The following is a 16,071-nucleotide window of genomic DNA, read 5'->3' as shown; positions in this document are numbered from 1 at the left end:
CCACCCCGCAGCCCCCCAAACCCGCAACCCCCGCCGCGCGCATCCGCAGCCGCGCCCCCGGCCTCACCACCGCCTACAAGGCCGCCGCCACCGCCCTCAAGAAGCACCACCTCACCGGCACCCGCGCCAAGGTCCACCTCGTCCTCGACCGCTCCGCCTCCATGCGCCCGTACTACAAGGACGGCTCCGCCCAAGCCCTGGCCGAGCAGACCCTGGCCCTCGCCGCCCACCTCGACCCCGAGGCCACGGTCCGCGTCACGTTCTTCTCCACGGAAGTGGACGGCACCGGCGAGCTCACCCTCACCGACCACGAGAACAAGATCGACGAGCTGCACGGCGCCCTCGGCCGCATGGGCCGCACCAGCTACCACGCCGCGGTCGAGGCCGTCCTCGCCCGCCACGAGAAGGAAGCCCCCGGCACCCCCGCCCTCGTGGTCTTCCAGACCGACGGCGCCCCCGACGCCAAGACCCCCGCCACCCAGTCCCTCACCGACGCGGCGGCGAACCACCCGAACGTCCACTTCTCCTTCGTCGCCTTCGGTGACCCGGAGAACAAGGCCTTCGACTACCTCCGCAAGCTCAGGACGGGCAACGCGTCCCACTTCCTCGCCGGCGAGACCCCCAGGGAACTCACCGACAAGGAGCTCTACGAGGGCGTACTGGCCGACTGGCGCCCGTAGGGCAGGGGCACGAGGCCACCGCGTCGGACGCCCCACCGGGGGCGGACGGGGAAACGCACCCCTGTCCGCCCCCGAAACGCGTGTGAGCCGATCTCCGTCGGGCCAGTAGGATTTCGACCATGGCGGCCACTGGAACCGAGAAGCAGGGTGGCAAGGCGTTCTACGTCAGCACCCCCATCTACTACGTCAACGACGCTCCTCACCTGGGCCACGCCTATACGACCGTCGCAGGCGACGTGCTCACCCGCTGGCACCGCCAGCGCGGCGAGAAGGTGTGGTACCTCACCGGCACGGACGAGCACGGTCAGAAGATCATGCGCACGGCCGAGGCCAACGGGGTCACCCCGCAGGCCTGGGCCGACAAGCTCGTCACCGAGGCCTGGAAGCCCCTGTGGGAGCACCTGGAGATCGCGAACGACGACTTCATCCGCACCACGCAGAAGCGGCACACCGACCGCGTCCAGGAGTTCGTGCAGGACCTGTACGACAAGGGCGAGATCTACAAGGGCGGCTACGAGGGCCCGTACTGCGTGGGCTGCGAGGAGTACAAGCTCCCCGGCGAGCTGCTCGACGGCGAGGGCGACTACGCGGGCCAGAAGCTGTGCCCGATCCACAAGAAGCCGGTGGAGATCCTCAGCGAGGAGAACTACTTCTTCAAGCTGAGCGCGTACAGCGAGAAGCTGCTCGCCCACTACGAGGCGAACCCCGGCTTCATCCAGCCCGAGTCCGCGCGCAACGAGGTCGTGAACTTCGTCCGCCAGGGCCTCCAGGACCTCTCCATCTCCCGCTCGACGTTCGACTGGGGCGTGCCGGTCCCCTGGGACGACAAGCACGTGATCTACGTGTGGGTCGACGCCCTGCTGAACTACGCCACGGCGGTCGGCTACAACGAGAACCCGGAGAAGTTCGAGGCCACCTTCCCGGCCGACGTCCACCTGGTCGGCAAGGACATCCTCCGCTTCCACGCGATCATCTGGCCGGCGATGCTGATGGCGCAGGGCCTGCCGCTGCCCGGGAAGATCGCCGCGAACGGCTGGCTGATGGTCGGCGGCGAGAAGATGAGCAAGTCCAACCTGACCGGCATCAAGCCGCAGGACCTGACCTCCCACTTCGGTGTGGACGCGTACCGCTGGTACTTCCTGCGGGCCATCGCCTTCGGCCAGGACGGCTCCTTCTCCTGGGAGGACTTCTCCGCCCGCTACACCAGCGAGCTCGCCAACGACTACGGCAACCTCGCCTCCCGCGTCGCGGCCATGGTCGGCAAGTACTTCGGCGGTGCGCTGCCCGAGGCCACGGCGGACGGGGACGCCGAGAAGGCGGTCCACGACGGTCTGGCCAAGGCCGTCGCGGAGGCCGACCGGAAGATCGGCGAGGAGCTGGACTTCCAGGGCGGCATCCTGGCCGTCTTCGACTTCGTCAAGCAGGTCAACGGCTACATCACCGAGCAGGAGCCCTGGAAGGTCGCCAAGGACGACTCGCCGGAGGGCAGGGCCCGCCTGGCGACGATCCTCTACACGGCCGCGGAGTCCCTCCGCGCCGTGGCCGTCCTGCTGAACCCGGTCATGCCGGACACCTCGCAGAAGCTCTGGGACTCCCTGGGCGCCGAGGCCTCCCTCGGCTCTCTCGCGGACCAGAAGGTCCAGGAGGCGGCGGACTGGGGCCGGCTGCCGGCCGGCTCGACGGTCACCAAGGGCGCGGTGCTCTTCCCGCGTCTCGAGGAGAAGCCGACCGCGTAACGTGATCGCTACAGCAAGGGCCCGGGAGTCGAGCAACTCTTCTCCCGGGCCCCTCGCTTTGCGAAGATCGCGTGAAGGCGGCCGATGTCCGGCCGCCATCCGTCACGTGGGGGGATTCGTTCCATGGCACTCTTCGGCAACGCGCACAGCATCGACCCGGCCCAGGCGCAGCAGGAGTACGCGCGTCTGCTCGGCCACGGGGAGCAGGTGCACGCCGCGTACCTGCTGATCCGCGACACCATCCTGTTCACCGACCGGCGCCTGATCCTGGTCGACAAGCAGGGCATCACCGGCAAGAAGACCGAGTACCACTCGATCCCGTACCGCAGCATCACCCACTTCGCGGTGGAGACGGCCGGCACCTTCGACCTCGACGCCGAGCTGAAGATCTGGCTCTCCGGCAGTGCGGCCCCGATCCAGAAGACCTTCACCAAGGGCGTCGACATCTACGAGGTCCAGGCGATCCTGACCCAGTTCGTGGCCCGCTGACGCGGAAACGGCCGGGCTGAGCGTTTCCCCCTCACCGGGACGGGTGAACGTCTCGGCATATGCCAGCCGGTCATGCCGTGAGGGTGCTTGATTGCCGCTCATGGTCACATCGACACACGAGGCCTCCCACCGGCTCTTCCAGGAGCATCCGGAGGCCCTCGCACCCGTCTTCGAGGCACTGGGGCTTCCGCCACCCTCGAAACAGGACTTCGACGAGCTCTCCCCCGACGCCACCGAGATCCGGCCCATGGAGCGCCGCGTGGACACGGTGCTCAGGTTCGCACCCGGCATGGGGGAGAACTTCCTGCTCGCCATCGAGTCGCAGACGAAGAGGGACCCCGACAAGGCAAGAAGCTGGGCGTACTACGTCGCGTACCTGTGTGCGAAGCACGACCTGCCGGTCGTCCTGGTGGCGGTGTGCCGGGACCGGGCCACGGCGGAATGGGCCATGGGCCCCTTCGAATGCGCCGTGGCCTCCTGGCCGACCCAGACCACCCGGCCGATCGTGCTGGGCCCCCAGACCGTCCCCAAGGTGACCGACGAGGCGACCGTGGCCCGGCGCCCCGCCCTGGCGGTGCTCTCCGCCATCGTCCACAGCGATAGCCGCCGCGCGCCCGACATACTGGAAGTCGTTGCCCGCGGGCTGTTGTCCTTCGAACCGGACATCACGAAGTACTGGTTCGAGATGGTGGAAGTCGGTCTGGAATCCACTCCGACCAGGGAGAACTGGAGAAAGCTGATGCAGGACGTCGTCACCCACTTCCCGGGACACCGGACGCTGTTCGAGGAGAAGTACCTCGAGGGCAAGGCTGAAGGGGAAGCCAAGGGCGAGGCCAAAGGGATTCTGCGAGTCCTGGAGGTACGGGGCGTTCCCCTCTCCGACGAAGTCCGTCAGCGCATCACCACGTGCACCGACCTCGACCGCCTCAACGACTGGCTCGACCGCTCCGGCACGGTAGAGCGGGCGGAGGACCTGTTCGCCCCGGGCACAGACCCGACGGAACTTCCGAAGGACGTTCCGTGAACCGTGACCTCAGTACCGCCGATGTCTGGGAACGCGTCACGAACTGCCCCGAGCTGCGCGTTCTGACCCGGTTGCCGCATCGGGCGTACTTCGTCACACAGGCCGACGACCTGTTCGGTACCGACCCCGGCCCCAAGCCGGCGCCCGGCGACTGAAGCGGAACAACCGGACCGCTGTCCACGGCAAAGGGGTCCGGGAACCGATCGCATCGGTTCCCGGACCCCCGTGAGTCGGTCCCTTCCTGCTTCGGCTGCGGCTTGCGTACCTGTAGGCGCAACTCCCGTAGTCGCGCCTCGTCCAGCTCGGTCGGCGCGCCCGCCATCAGGTCCTGGGCGTTGTCGTTGAGCGGGAAGGCGATGGTCTCGCGGATGTTGGGCTCGCCGGCCGGCAGCATCACGGTGCGGTCGCCGCCCGGGGCGGTCCTCACCCAGTTCATGCTGAGGTAAGGCTCCGGGTATGCGTCACCGAGGACGGTGGAACAGGCATACCCACCGTCCACCCCCTCCCCGGTCTCTTACGATCGCTACGGAAGCGCGTGTACGGCGAAGCTGGGGGACGAGGACGATGACGACGCAGGCGGCGGATCCGGAGACGACGCACGGCCCTCCCGTCCCGGCCCCAGGGCAGCGCGTGACCGTACGCAACCGCCCCTGGGCGGTCATCGACGTCCTCCGCTCGACCGCCGCGAGCGACGATCCGGCCCGCGCGGCGGAAGCCGCTCCCAGTCACCTGGTCACCCTGTCTTCGCTGGAGAGCGACGGACGGGACGAGGAACTGCGTGTGGTCTGGGAGCTGGAGCAGGCCACGGACGTCCACGACCAGGACGAGCTGCCTTCCCCCAAGGGCGGCTTCGATGACCCGGGCCGCCTGGACGCCTTCCTGGACGCGGTGCGCTGGGGTGCCATCGCCTCCGCCGACAAGACGGCCCTCCAGGCGCCGTTCCGCTCGGGCGTCGAGATCCAGGACTACCAGCTGGACCCGGTGGTCCGCGCCCTGTCCATGCCTCGGACGAATCTGCTGATCGCGGACGACGTCGGCCTGGGCAAGACGGTCGAGGCGGGTCTGGTGATGCAGGAGCTGATGCTGCGCCACCGCGCCCGCTCGATGCTGATCGTCTGCCCCGCCGGCCTGACGCTCCAGTGGCGGGACGAGATGCGGGACAAGTTCGGCCTGGACTTCCGCATCGTCAACACCCGGACACTGCGTGAGCTGCGCCGCTCGGCCGGGCTGTACACCAACCCCTGGCAACACCACCCCCGTCTGATCGTCTCGATCGACTGGCTGAAGCGCGAGCGCCCGCTGCGGATGCTGCGTGAGCTGCTGCCGCCGGTGCCGGAGTACCCGCGCGCCTTCGACCTGCTGGTCGTGGACGAGGTGCACACGTGCGCGCCCTCCGGTACCGGGAAGTACGCCGTGGACTCGCAGCGCACCCGGGCCGTGAAGCTGCTCGCGCCGCACTGCGAGCACCGCCTCTTCCTCTCCGCCACCCCGCACAACGGCTACCTGGAGTCCTTCACCGCTCTCCTGGAGCTGCTCGACGACCACCGCTTCGCCCGCGGCGTCAAGCCGTCCGAGGAGCAGTTGCGCCGGGTGATGGTGCGCCGCATGAAGTCGGACCTGCCACCGCTGTGGAACGGCAAGCGACGCTTCCCCAAGCGGGTGCCGCACGCCCTGGAGGTCGACTACAGCGACGCGGCCCGGGAGGCGTACGCCAAGCTGGCGGCGTACGCGCGCTCGCGTCGCGACGGCCAGAGGGACGGGAAGGCCGGCCGGACCGCCGCCGACTTCGTGACGACCCTGCTGAAGAAGCGCTTCCTGTCGTCGCCGAAGGCGTTCGCGGAGACGATCAGCACCCACCTGGAGACGATGACGTCCCGGCGGACCGGGCCCGCGGAAGAGCCGGCCCCGAGTGTCCGGGTGCTGCGGCCCCTGATCGACGGGGTCGAGGAGGCCGAGGAGGAGAGCGAGCAGGAGCAGGCCGAGGCGGCGGCGCGTGCCCTGACCGCCGCCCGCCAGGCCATGCGTCCGCTCTCGGACCACGAACACAGGCTGCTCAAGGAACTGGATTCCTGGGCCGTGACCGCCGGGAAGCGGCCGGACGCCAAGTTCGCCCGCTTCCGGGAGTGGCTGGACGAGATCGTCTGTCCCGACGGCCCGCTGGGCGACTGGGAGCCCGAGCGGGTGATCGTCTTCACCGAGTACCGCGACACCCAGCGATGGCTCTACGGGCAGCTGATCGCCGCCGGATATCCGGCGGAGCGGATCGCCCAGCTGTACGGCGGCCAGGACCAGGAGGAGCGGGAAGAGGTCAAGCAGGTCTTCCAGGAGAGCCCCGACCTGTCCCCCGTCCGCATCCTGCTCGGCACCGACGCGGCCAGCGAGGGCATCAACCTCCAGGCGCACTGCCATCGGGTGCTGCACTGGGAGATCCCGTGGAACCCGAACCGGCTGGAGCAGCGCAACGGCCGTGTGGACCGGCACGGGCAGAAGGCCGGCCAGGTGGACGTGTTCCACTTCGTGCCGCGCGGCTGGCAGGGCTTCGATCCGGCCCACGACCACCAGACGGACTCCGGCTACGAGGACGGCGCCCTGGAGGACGAGCTGCACTTCCTGGCCGTCGCCGCCCGCAAGACCGAGCGGATCCGTGAGGATCTGGGCAGTGCGGGCGAAGTGATCGCCGCACAGGTCGAGCAGAAGATGCTCGGCCGGCGTTCGAGCTGGACCACCGCCGACACCGAGATCACGAAGCGGTCCGGCAAGGCCGTCCTGAAGGTCGAGCGCGATCTGGCCCGTGACCTGGAGCGTCTGGTGGACGCCCTGGCGGACAGCCGTCAGCAGCTGCACCTGCACCCGGAGACCGTCGAGCGGGTCGTCCGCACGGGTCTGCTGCTGGCCCACCGCAAGGACCTCACCGAGGTCCCCGACCCCAGGCCGGGCCGGGCCGCCCGCTGCTTCCGGCTGCCCGAGCTGCCAGGCGCCTGGGCGCGCGCCCGCAACGACGGCCTGCGCCACCCGCTCACCGGCAAGGAGCGCCCGGTCGTCTTCGACGAGGCGGAGGCCCGCGACCGCACGGACGTGGTGCACCTGCACCTGGGTCACCGCCTGGTCCAGATGTGCTTGCGGCTGCTGCGGGCCGAGCTGTGGTCGAGCGGTGCGGGCGCACACCTCTCCCGGGTGACGGCCCGGGTGGTGCCGGACGGCGCGCTGCGGCAGCCGGCACTGGTCGCGCACGGCCGCGTGGTCATCACCGGCAGCGGCGGAACACGGCTGCACGAGGAGGTGATCACGGCAGGGGGACTGATCGAGGGCGGCAAGCTCGCCGCGGCGAGGATGGAGGACGTCGACGGGTGGCTGGCCGAGGCGACGGAGGAGCTGCCGGCCGAGGGCGTCCTCACCGAACTGACCGGCCTCTGGTCCCAGCTGGAGGACCGCCTCGTGCGCGCCCTGAGGAACCGGGCGAACCAGCGCTTCCGCTCCCTTGAGACGCTGCTCGCCAAGCGCTGCGAGGAGGAGGTCGAGGGCATGCGTGCGATCCTGGAGGACCTCGGCCGCTCGATCCGGGCACGGCTGGACGACACGGGACACTGGCAGCAGGAGTCGCTCTTCGACATCGACGACGAGCGCCGCCAGCTGCGCGCCGACCGCGAGGCCCTCCTGGAGCGGCTGCGGAGGCTGCCGGAGGTGACGGAGACGGAGACGGCCGCGCTGCGCCGCCGCTGGTCCGACCCCTCGCACCGCTGGTTCCCGGTCGCCGTGACCTTCCTCGTCCCCCGTTCCCTCTCCGCAACCGCCTACCAGGAGCACCGCTGATGCCGACCGCCGCCCGTCCAGCCAGGAAGGTCCCGCCGAAGGGCTCGGTCCCCACGCCCGACCAGCAGCACGAGGACTGGCTGCGGCTGCTGCGCCCCGACGGACCGTTCGTGTCGCTTCCGGTGCTGGTCGGAGCGTTCCCGCAGGGCCTGGACACGATCCCGCCCCAGACGTGGGGGAGGCTGCGGCAGGCGTGGGCGGAGGTCCAGGAGGACCCGGCGCTGCTGCGGTCCGCGTGGGAGACGTTCGTGCTGACGGAGCTGCTGGGCTGGCGGGCGCCCGGTCTGCGCGAGGGCGCGGCGATCCCGGAGTCGCTGCGCGCCGGGGCGAACACGCCCGACGCGGTGCTGGTCGGCCCCGGCCGGTCCGGCGGGCTGGCCCCGCGCGCCCTGTTCTTCCGCACGGACGACTGGGAGGGCCCCCTCAACCGCCCGCGCGGCGAACAGCCCGGCCTCGCCGACCGGGCGGCCGAGCTGTGCCGCGCCCGCGAGGTACCGCTCGCCCTGCTGACGAACGGCCGCGAGTGGGCGCTGGTCCACGCCCGACCGAAGGAAGCGACGACCGTCGCCGTCTTCGACGCGGACCTGTGGACCGAGGAACCGATCCTCGCCCGCGCCTTCGCGAGCCTGCTCACCGCGGGACGGGTGGTCCGCCCGCCGCTGGACGCGGAGGGCAAGCCGACCGACTCGACGGCGGGCCTGTTCGCCCGCACCGCCGACGCCCGGTCCGAGGTCACCGACACCCTGGGCCGCCAGGTGCGGGAGGCGGTGTCCCTGCTGGTGGCGGAGGTGTCCCGGCTGGACAGGGAGTCGGGCGGCGAGCTGCTGCGGGACGTACCGGCCAAGCAGGTCTACGAGGGCGCGCTCACCGTGATGATGCGCCTCGTCTTCCTCCTCTACGCCGAGGAGCAGCGCCTGCTGCCCGCCGGGGAAGAGCTGTACGGCGCCTCGTACGCCGTCGGCCCCCTGCACGACGAGCTGGCGAAGGCGCAGAGCCTGCACGGCGGCGAACTGGGCGACCGGGTCGAGGCGACCTGGCCGCGCCTGCTCGCCGTGTTCGCCGCGATCCACGGCGGCAGCACGCACGACCAGCTGTGGATCCCGCCCTACGGCGGCTCCCTCTTCGACCCCGCCCGCTTCCCCTGGCTGGTTCCGGCCAAGGTCACGGACCGCGTGGTGTACGAGATCCTCGACGCTCTCCTCACCCTGCGCGGCCGCAAGGGTTTCAAGGGCAAGGAGCGCCTCTCCTACAAGGGCCTGGACGTCGAGCAGATCGGCCACGTCTACGAGGGTCTGCTGGAGTACGGCTGCCACTGGGCGAAGGAGCCGTACGTCGGGGTCTCCTTCGGCCGGGACAGGAAGTACGAGGCGGTGCTGCCGCTGGCCCACCTGGAGGAGTGGTCGGCGGCTGGGACGCTCGCCGAGCAGGTGGCGGCGGCGAGCGGCGCGAAGCCGGCCACGGTGGAAGCGGCGCAGGCCAAGTCGGGCACGGTGACGGCCGAGCTGGAGACGGCCTGCGGCAGTGACCCGGCCCTCGTCGAGCGTGCGGCCGCCTTCTCCGGCCTGTACGGCACCGACCTGCGCGACGAGCCGAAGGTGTGGCCGACGGGCTCGGTCATCATGGTCCGTTCCGGCAACCGGCGGGACACGGGCACGCACTACACGCCGAAGGCACTGGCGGAGGAGGTCGTGCAGCACACGCTGGCCCCGCTCTGCTACTCCCCCGGCCCGGCGGAGGGCGCGGAGCCCGGTGTCTGGCGGTCGAAGAAGGCCGAGGAGCTGCTGAAGCTGCGCGTCCTGGACCCGGCGATGGGTTCGGGGGCGTTCCTGGTGTCGGCGTGCCGGTACCTGGCGGACCGGGTGGTGGAGGCCTGGCTCCGGGAACCGGACCTCCCGCCGGAGATCGCCCGGGACGTGGACCGGGACGACCACGAGCAACTGCACCAGATCGCCCGGCGACTCGTGGCCGACCGGTGCCTGTACGGCGTGGACCGCGACCCCATGGCCGTGGAGCTGGCCAAGCTGTCGCTGTGGCTGGTGACGCTGGCGAAGGGGCGGCCGTTCTCGTTCCTGGACCACGCGCTGCGGTGCGGGGACTCGCTGGTCGGGGTCATCGACGTCCGGCAGGTCCGGCAGTTCCACCTGGATTGGCAGGACCGGCAGTTGAGCCCGGAGGTCGCGCGGGCACTCGAGAACACCGAGTCGCTGCTGTCGCGGGCAGCCGAGCTACGGCGGCAGATCGAGTCGACGGCGGTCACGGACATCCGCGTCGTCCGGGACAAGGCCGACCTGCTGGCGAAGGCGGATGCACTGAGCGGCAAGCTGCGACTGGCGGCCGATGCCGTGGTGGGCGCCGCGCTGGCCGCCGAGGGCATCTCCGACGAGGAGGCGTCCGAGATCTCCGGCGAGGAGAACGTGGGCGGGGCGCGGGGGGCCGCGCGGTTCCGGGACGCCAAGGAGGACGCGAAGAGCCGGGCGTATCGGTACCGGCTGGAGGCGGTGGCGGGGCTGGTCGCCACGGCGCTGGGGGAGGGCGACGAGTTTGCGGCCGAGGCTGCGGCTGAGCAGGCACGGGGGATTGTGGAGGGGTGGCTTAAGGGGCCTCGGGCGGAGGCGGTTCGGCCGCTGCATTGGCCACTGGAGTTTCCCGAGGTGATGGGGGTGGGGGGCGCCGACGGATTTGACGCGGTGGTGGGGAACCCGCCGTTTGTGGGTGGGCAAAAGCTGACGGGGGCGTTGGGACAGGACTATCGGGAGTACCTGGTCAACCGGATCGGGGGCGGGAAGCGGGGGAGCGCGGATCTGTGCTCGTACTTTCTGCTGCGGAACCTAAACTTGGCGCCAAGGCACCGCACAGGAATTATCGCCACTAAGACCATCTCCGAAGGGAAGACCCGAGAGGTCGGACTTGATCAAGCCGCAATGAACGGCTGGAGCGTATATCGAGCGATCAAGTCCCTGCCTTGGCCAGGTACAGCCAGCATCGAAGTCGCCCTAATTTGGCTTTCAGCTACGATGGACAGTCGCGAGAAGGCATATTTGGCTGACGATCGCGTCGAAGCAATCACGCCGCTACTAACCCCCCGAACACGAACCTTTGGGAACCCTTTCGCGCTCGTCGCCAACGAGGCACGCTCCTTCCAAGGGGTAATTCTCACGGGCATCGGTTTCGTCATCGAAACAACTCGCGCTCACGAATTGATCTCGCAGAACCCCAGGAATAAGGATGTCCTTTTTCCGTACCTCAACGGCGACGATCTCAACTCTCGCGCAGATCGCTCGGCAAGCAGGTGGGTTATCAATTTCGGTGAGAGATCACTGAGCGAGGCGGCGAGTTATCCCGAAGTGCTCGCGATCGCCGAGCGAGAGGTCAAACCGACCAGACTACTGAGTAAGTCCAAAACCAATCGGGAATACTGGTGGCGCTACGAGAAGACTCGACCCGCCATGCTGGACGCCATCAGCGGCTTGCAACGAGTCCTTGTCATCGGGCAAACCAGCAGTACACAGCTGGCCGCCCTGGTTCCCAACAGGTACACCTTTGATCAGAAGCTGGTTGTTTTCCCAACGGACAGCTACGCGGAGCTCGCTTACCGTAGCAGCGAGTTCCAGTATTGGTGGACTGTCGAGCACGGACCGAAACGAACTGCCGACCTCGTCTACACGCCGACTACTTGCTGCGCACCGCTACCCGTTCCAGAACTTGACGATAACCTCAGCCGTCTCGGGCGAGAACTGGAGGCTCTGCAACTTCGCACCGGTCTCGCATTGACGCCACTGTCACAGCGAATCCACTCACGGGACGCTGCAGACGCCGATGTTGTTGCACTGAGAAACGTTCATCGGAGTATCGACGAGGCGGTGCTGTACAGCTACGGATGGAACATCGATCTTCAGTACAGCTTTCACGAGACCAGGCGCGGACTTCGCTACACAATGTCCTCCGCAGCCCAGACCGAGATCCTGGACCGGCTCCTTGAGCTGAACCACGCTCGCTACAAGGAAGAGGTGGAGAAGGGCCTGCACACGCCGGAGGCCAAGCGGCGGCGCGCTGCCGCCCGTAAGGCCAGGGCGAAGGCTCGGGCCGCCGCACGTACTCCCAGCGCCGCCCCGGAGGACTTCGACGACGGCGCACTGTTCGCTCAGCCCGACGCGCTTTTCTGAGCAGTACGGCAATGTCCCGCGCCCGGCGAGAACCGGGTGCGGGGTACGTCGGTTGAGGGGTCAGCTCACGGAGGCGTATGCCACGAAGTCCGCCCATGCCTCCGGCGCGAGGGCGAGGCGTGGGCTGGCGTCCCGGTACTTGGAGTCACGGACGTGGATGGTGCCGGGGGTGGTGGCGACCTCAACGCAGGAGTCGCCTTCGTTGCCGTCGCTGTAGCTGCTCTTGAACCACGCCAGTTCGGAGGCATCCCCGGCGGAGGCCTTGCGGATCATGTTTCTCCCAGCAGTTGCTCGATGAAGGCCAGCGACTCCCCCGGCGGAAGAGCCTGCGCCCGGATGGTGCCATACCGCAGCTCAAGGATGCGGAGCTGCCTCGGGTCGTAGATCGGCCGCCCGTTGAATGCGCCATCAGAGCGCCCCACGGCCGTACCGTCTTCGAACTTCAGCAACTCGATCTTGCCGTCCAGTCCGGGGTGAACCTCGCGGTGCGTCGGCATCACCTGAAGCGCGACATTACGCAACCGGCCCACCTCCAACAGACGTTCGAGCTGCTGCCGCCACACCATTGTGCCCCCGAGAGGCCGCCGGAGTGGCCCCTCTTCCAGGACGAAGCTGAGCGCAGGGGCAGGGTCCCGATCGAAGATCGACTGTCGGGCGATGCGAGCAGCGACCATCCGCTCGACCTCCTCCTCCGAGTACGGGGGCTGCCGCGATTCGAAAGCCGCCCTGGCGTGCTCAGGTGTCTGCAACAACCCACTGATGCTGTGGCACACATACGTCCCGATCTCGACCGCCCGCGCCTCCATCTGCGCCAGATCCCGAACCTTCTTCGGATACCGCACCTTCGCCACGTCCTCCTTCATCGCCGAGAGCAGCCCACCCGCCCCCAGCAACTCGTCCGCCCTGTCCAGATACTCCGGCCGGGGAATCCTCTTCCCGCCCTCGATCTTGTAGACGAGGTCCTCGCCGTACCCGACCGCCTTGCCGAAGTCGCCGGCCCGCATCCCCACGGACTCCCGGCGCAGCTTCAACTGCCGCCCCACGGTGGCGATGACCGCCACTCCCCACTCGTCGTCCGGGTCCACCTCCCACCCCGGCTCGTCCGCCTCGGTCCTGAGCCGCCGTACCTCGCCGTCCACCGACATGCGCGCGCCCCTCCGTCGTACCACCTCGTACCAGCCACGCCCTACCCGCACGGACCGCCCCGACAAGCCCGGACACCACCGGACAACCTGCGGGAGGTCACCGTGCGCAACAGGATCGTCACTCTTCACGGTACGCACATTCGGCCACTCTGAGTGACGGGAATCAGAAACTCGCCAACCCGGCAACCGCGCTCACGAGTTCAACTTCCTACTGTCCCGCCGGTCGGGGCCGAACTCACCGCTCCAGCAGCGCAGTCACCGCAACGCGACCGCTCGGGTTCCGGTCCACCCTGCGCTCCCCATGCACCACCCACTGGCGAGAAAAGACCCCACCAAGCCCCTCCCCTCCCTCCCGCCTGGCATATTCACTCCGGTGGGTGAATATGCCCAACTGGGCTGGATTCGGCATCTGTTGTCTGGCTTACGCTCAGCGCGACACCACTCCAGACATGCGACGGCCCTCGCCCGGGACTCGGAATCCCAACGCGAGGGCCTGACCACCAAGGAAGATGCGAGCTTCCCGATGGATACCGAGAACCCTAGCGTGCCCCCGCGCGCCCAGTCCCGTAACCGCGTCAAGAACCACGCCGACGCGCAGCCGCTCGCCGGTGTCGTCCACGACAACGCCCGCCACACCGAGAACTTCACGGTGATCGGCAACCACCTGCTCCAGCACCCGGAGCTGTCCCTGCTCGCCATCGGCCTGGCCGGCTACATCCAGTCCGTACGGCGGGGTACCTCCGTCGACATCAAGACCCTCGCCGCCCGCTTCCCCGAGGGCCCCACCCGCATCGCCGCCGCCCTGCGCGAGCTCGAAACCCACGGCTACCTGCGCCGCACCCGCGAGCGCACACCCACCGGCAGAGTCGTCACCCGCACGGTCTCCTGCAACAAGCTCGGACACCGCACCGCCCGGGAGACGGCCTCCCCCCGGCCCGCCCGGCGCGCGGCCCAGGAGAAGCCGCCGCCGCGCAAGCGCCTCCCCGCCGTACCCCAGCCCTCGTATCCCGCACCCGCCCTTCTCCAGGCAGCCGTCGACGTCCTCTCCGGTCTGCGCCGCCGCGATCCCCGCCTCCTCCTCTCCGCCACCGACGCCGAACACCTCGCTCCGGGGGTCGCCGCCTGGCTGGAGCACGAGGTCACCCCCACCGCCGTACGCCACGCCCTGACCGAGAACCTGCCGAACGAGCCCCTGATCCGGCCCGCCGCCCTCCTCGCGCACCGCCTGACCGCCCAACTGCCGCCCTCACCGCCGTTCCGGCCCCCTGCCCCACCGGCCCCGGAGCCCCGGCACCCCCTCCAGACCTGCGACGGCTGCGACCGTGCCTTCCGGGCCCCTCAGCCGGGCAGGTGCCGTGAGTGCCGAGCGGTGGACGACCGAGTCCCCGGAACTCCTGACATCGGTGAGATCTGCACGGCAGGATGAGCCGTGGCCGCAGAACCCGCCCTCATACCCCACGCCGTACCAGCACCCATCCGTACCCGACAAGGACTTCATGTGCTGCCCTCCTTCGCCGCGAACGGATTCCTCCCTCTGGGCCGCTACTCGGTCTCCTTCGGCGAGGCGGAGGACATGCTGGTCCGCGCGCCGGAGTTCCAGGACTCCGACACACGCTGGGCACTGTGGGACGGACTGAGCGACTATCTGGAACCGTTCTTCGCGTTGGAGGACTCGTACGCGCCCGTCCTGGACGGGCGCACGCTCATCCACAGGCTGTGGCTCGGTGGCAGCTTCGTGAGCGCGAAGACCGATCCGGGGAACATCGACGCGACGCTCCTGATCGACGTGGAAGCCGAGCGCGCCGTTCGCGGCAGGCCCGGCTCCAAATGGCTGACCACCGCTTTCCAGAGTCGGGACAACATGCTGCGCAAGTTCGGCGTCTCGCCGGTCAGAGTCGGGTACCGGCCCGTCGGCCATGTCTTCCGGCCGGAGCGCTTCACCGCCGAGGAACGGACATACTTCATGGAACGGGGTGTGTGGGACGACTGGTGGCAGCGCTGCCGTCTGCCCGGTCAGACGGACCGTTCTCCGTCCCACGAAAGTGCCGCCCCGGCACGCGGATACCTGGAGGTGCGACTGTGACCACCGGCGACAGCTGGCGCGAGCGCAGGCGTGCGGCGCTCAGGAACGATCCGGAAGCCGCCGAGACCGCCGCGCGCCTCCTCGAGGAGATGGGCACCGAGGTACGGGACGACGAGGAGATCGAGGCGGAGCACCGGGCAAGCCGCCTCGCGGCGGTGCGTGCGTACCAGCCGGACGCTCACCTCGACGAGGAACTGCGGCTCCGCCTGACCGGGCCGGACACCGAAGGGGGCGCTCTGCGTTTCCAGTGGGGTGACGCTCTGCTGAATCCGGTGGAGAACGCGATCTCCGTCGCCGCGGGCACTCCCGTTCAGCTGGAGCTCACCGGCATCTCCGCCGGCAGCACCGTGGTCCATGCCCGTCCCGTGGCTGCTGTCCCCCCTTCGGGGCCTCCGGCGATGGAAGCTCCCGTCACCTCCGCCACGAGCACGGGCATGCGTACGCTCACCCACCTGCTCGCCGCGCTGGAGGCAGAAGGGGATGTCCGCGAGTGGTCGCGCCTCTTCGACGCGGTGGACACCCTGGCCCGGGCACTGGGCAAGTACGAGCTCGACCTGGGAGTGACCTGGTACGGCGCCGACGGGGACATGCGCAGGGCCCGTCTCACCGAGCGTGGCAGGCGCTATGTGGAACGGCTTCGCGTACCGTCACGGCCCCGTGACCAGGAGATGGTCATCTCCGGTCGCATCACGGAACTCCGCGAAAGCGGCTGGGTGAAGGTCAAGACGGGCACCTCCAGGAACGCGCCGGCCTACGACGTCCACTTCGAGGAGCCCGAGGCACTGCTCCGCATGCGCCCCGGCCTCGGGGACAACATCCACTTCCGGGTCCGCTTCCGCCAGTGCCTGGACTCGGTGGGGATCGCCCGGTCCACGGAGTACACGTACCTGGGACCGGCGGCGGAACAGCCCTCGCTTCCGCTCGGGTCCTGACCGGTACAT

Annotated in this window: 12 protein-coding genes; 10 read left to right on the top strand and 2 right to left on the bottom strand. The window is 69.3% G+C overall.

Annotation, left to right across the window (positions count from 1 at the left end):
• The 7 genes from KUM32_RS04450 to KUM32_RS44665 form a co-directional block, all read left to right on the top strand.
• Positions 1-680, top strand: a 680-nt coding sequence (locus KUM32_RS04450; RefSeq protein WP_217140451.1) for a VWA domain-containing protein, incomplete at its 5' end; no start/stop codon positions are given.
• 119 nt (positions 681-799) lie between these two features.
• On the top strand, positions 800-2,416 hold the full coding sequence (metG, locus tag KUM32_RS04445; protein ID WP_217140450.1) for a methionine--tRNA ligase: 1,617 nt from the start codon (positions 800-802) through the stop codon (positions 2,414-2,416).
• A gap of 123 nt (positions 2,417-2,539) precedes the next feature.
• Positions 2,540-2,905, top strand: coding sequence for a PH domain-containing protein (locus KUM32_RS04440; RefSeq protein ID WP_217140449.1), 366 nt, complete (start codon positions 2,540-2,542; stop codon positions 2,903-2,905).
• A gap of 100 nt (positions 2,906-3,005) precedes the next feature.
• Positions 3,006-3,929 carry a hypothetical protein gene (locus tag KUM32_RS04435; protein ID WP_217140448.1) on the top strand — a complete coding sequence of 308 codons (924 nt, stop codon included), beginning with the start codon at positions 3,006-3,008 and terminating at the stop codon, positions 3,927-3,929.
• Positions 3,926-4,084: a hypothetical protein gene (locus KUM32_RS04430; RefSeq protein WP_217140447.1), complete on the top strand. Its 159-nt coding sequence runs from the start codon at positions 3,926-3,928 to the stop codon at positions 4,082-4,084. Before KUM32_RS04435 ends, KUM32_RS04430 begins: the two co-directional genes overlap by 4 nt.
• Before the next feature lie 301 nt (positions 4,085-4,385).
• Complete coding sequence (gene drmD, locus KUM32_RS04425) at positions 4,386-7,739, top strand: DISARM system SNF2-like helicase DrmD (RefSeq protein ID WP_308408588.1); 3,354 nt, start codon at positions 4,386-4,388, stop codon at positions 7,737-7,739.
• Positions 7,739-11,902: an Eco57I restriction-modification methylase domain-containing protein gene (locus KUM32_RS44665; protein ID WP_217140445.1), complete on the top strand. Its 4,164-nt coding sequence runs from the start codon at positions 7,739-7,741 to the stop codon at positions 11,900-11,902. The genes drmD and KUM32_RS44665 overlap by 1 nt, the downstream gene beginning before the upstream one ends.
• A 60-nt stretch (positions 11,903-11,962) precedes the next feature.
• Here KUM32_RS44665 and KUM32_RS04415 read toward each other — a convergent pair whose 3' ends face one another.
• Together KUM32_RS04415 and KUM32_RS04410 are read right to left on the bottom strand one after the other, a co-directional pair.
• Positions 11,963-12,175 (bottom strand): DUF397 domain-containing protein, encoded by a 213-nt coding sequence (locus tag KUM32_RS04415; protein ID WP_217140444.1) that lies wholly within the window; start codon positions 12,173-12,175, stop codon positions 11,963-11,965.
• Positions 12,172-13,047 (bottom strand): helix-turn-helix transcriptional regulator, encoded by an 876-nt coding sequence (locus KUM32_RS04410; protein ID WP_217140443.1) that lies wholly within the window; start codon positions 13,045-13,047, stop codon positions 12,172-12,174. The genes KUM32_RS04415 and KUM32_RS04410 overlap by 4 nt, the downstream gene beginning before the upstream one ends.
• Before the next feature lie 523 nt (positions 13,048-13,570).
• On the opposite strand from KUM32_RS04410, the gene KUM32_RS04405 reads away from it, so the two are divergent.
• The 3 genes from KUM32_RS04405 to KUM32_RS04395 all read left to right on the top strand — a co-directional run bounded on the left by KUM32_RS04405 (position 13,571) and on the right by KUM32_RS04395 (position 16,062).
• Complete coding sequence (locus tag KUM32_RS04405) at positions 13,571-14,473, top strand: helix-turn-helix domain-containing protein (RefSeq protein ID WP_217140442.1); 903 nt, start codon at positions 13,571-13,573, stop codon at positions 14,471-14,473.
• 72 nt (positions 14,474-14,545) lie between these two features.
• On the top strand, positions 14,546-15,130 hold the full coding sequence (locus KUM32_RS04400) for a hypothetical protein (RefSeq protein WP_217140441.1): 585 nt from the start codon (positions 14,546-14,548) through the stop codon (positions 15,128-15,130).
• On the top strand, positions 15,127-16,062 hold the full coding sequence (locus tag KUM32_RS04395) for a hypothetical protein (protein WP_217140440.1): 936 nt from the start codon (positions 15,127-15,129) through the stop codon (positions 16,060-16,062). Before KUM32_RS04400 ends, KUM32_RS04395 begins: the two co-directional genes overlap by 4 nt.
• The last annotated feature ends 9 nt before the right edge of the window (positions 16,063-16,071 follow it).

Source organism: Streptomyces sp. AC627_RSS907, from assembly GCF_019049165.1.
Note: the sequence above shows the minus strand (reverse complement) of the source record. Positions and strands in the feature narration are given on the sequence as shown.

Excerpts from the sequence above, each read along its gene's own strand:
- drmD (WP_308408588.1), top strand. The coding sequence starts at position 4,386 with ATGCGTCACCGAGGACGGTGGAACAGGCATACCCACCGTCCACCCCCT.
- KUM32_RS04415 (WP_217140444.1), bottom strand. The coding sequence starts at position 12,175 with ATGATCCGCAAGGCCTCCGCCGGGGATGCCTCCGAACTGGCGTGGTTC.
- metG (WP_217140450.1), top strand. The coding sequence starts at position 800 with ATGGCGGCCACTGGAACCGAGAAGCAGGGTGGCAAGGCGTTCTACGTC.
- KUM32_RS44665 (WP_217140445.1), top strand. The coding sequence starts at position 7,739 with ATGCCGACCGCCGCCCGTCCAGCCAGGAAGGTCCCGCCGAAGGGCTCG.
- KUM32_RS04435 (WP_217140448.1), top strand. The coding sequence starts at position 3,006 with ATGGTCACATCGACACACGAGGCCTCCCACCGGCTCTTCCAGGAGCAT.
- KUM32_RS04410 (WP_217140443.1), bottom strand. The coding sequence starts at position 13,047 with ATGTCGGTGGACGGCGAGGTACGGCGGCTCAGGACCGAGGCGGACGAG.
- KUM32_RS04405 (WP_217140442.1), top strand. The coding sequence starts at position 13,571 with ATGGATACCGAGAACCCTAGCGTGCCCCCGCGCGCCCAGTCCCGTAAC.
- KUM32_RS04440 (WP_217140449.1), top strand. The coding sequence starts at position 2,540 with ATGGCACTCTTCGGCAACGCGCACAGCATCGACCCGGCCCAGGCGCAG.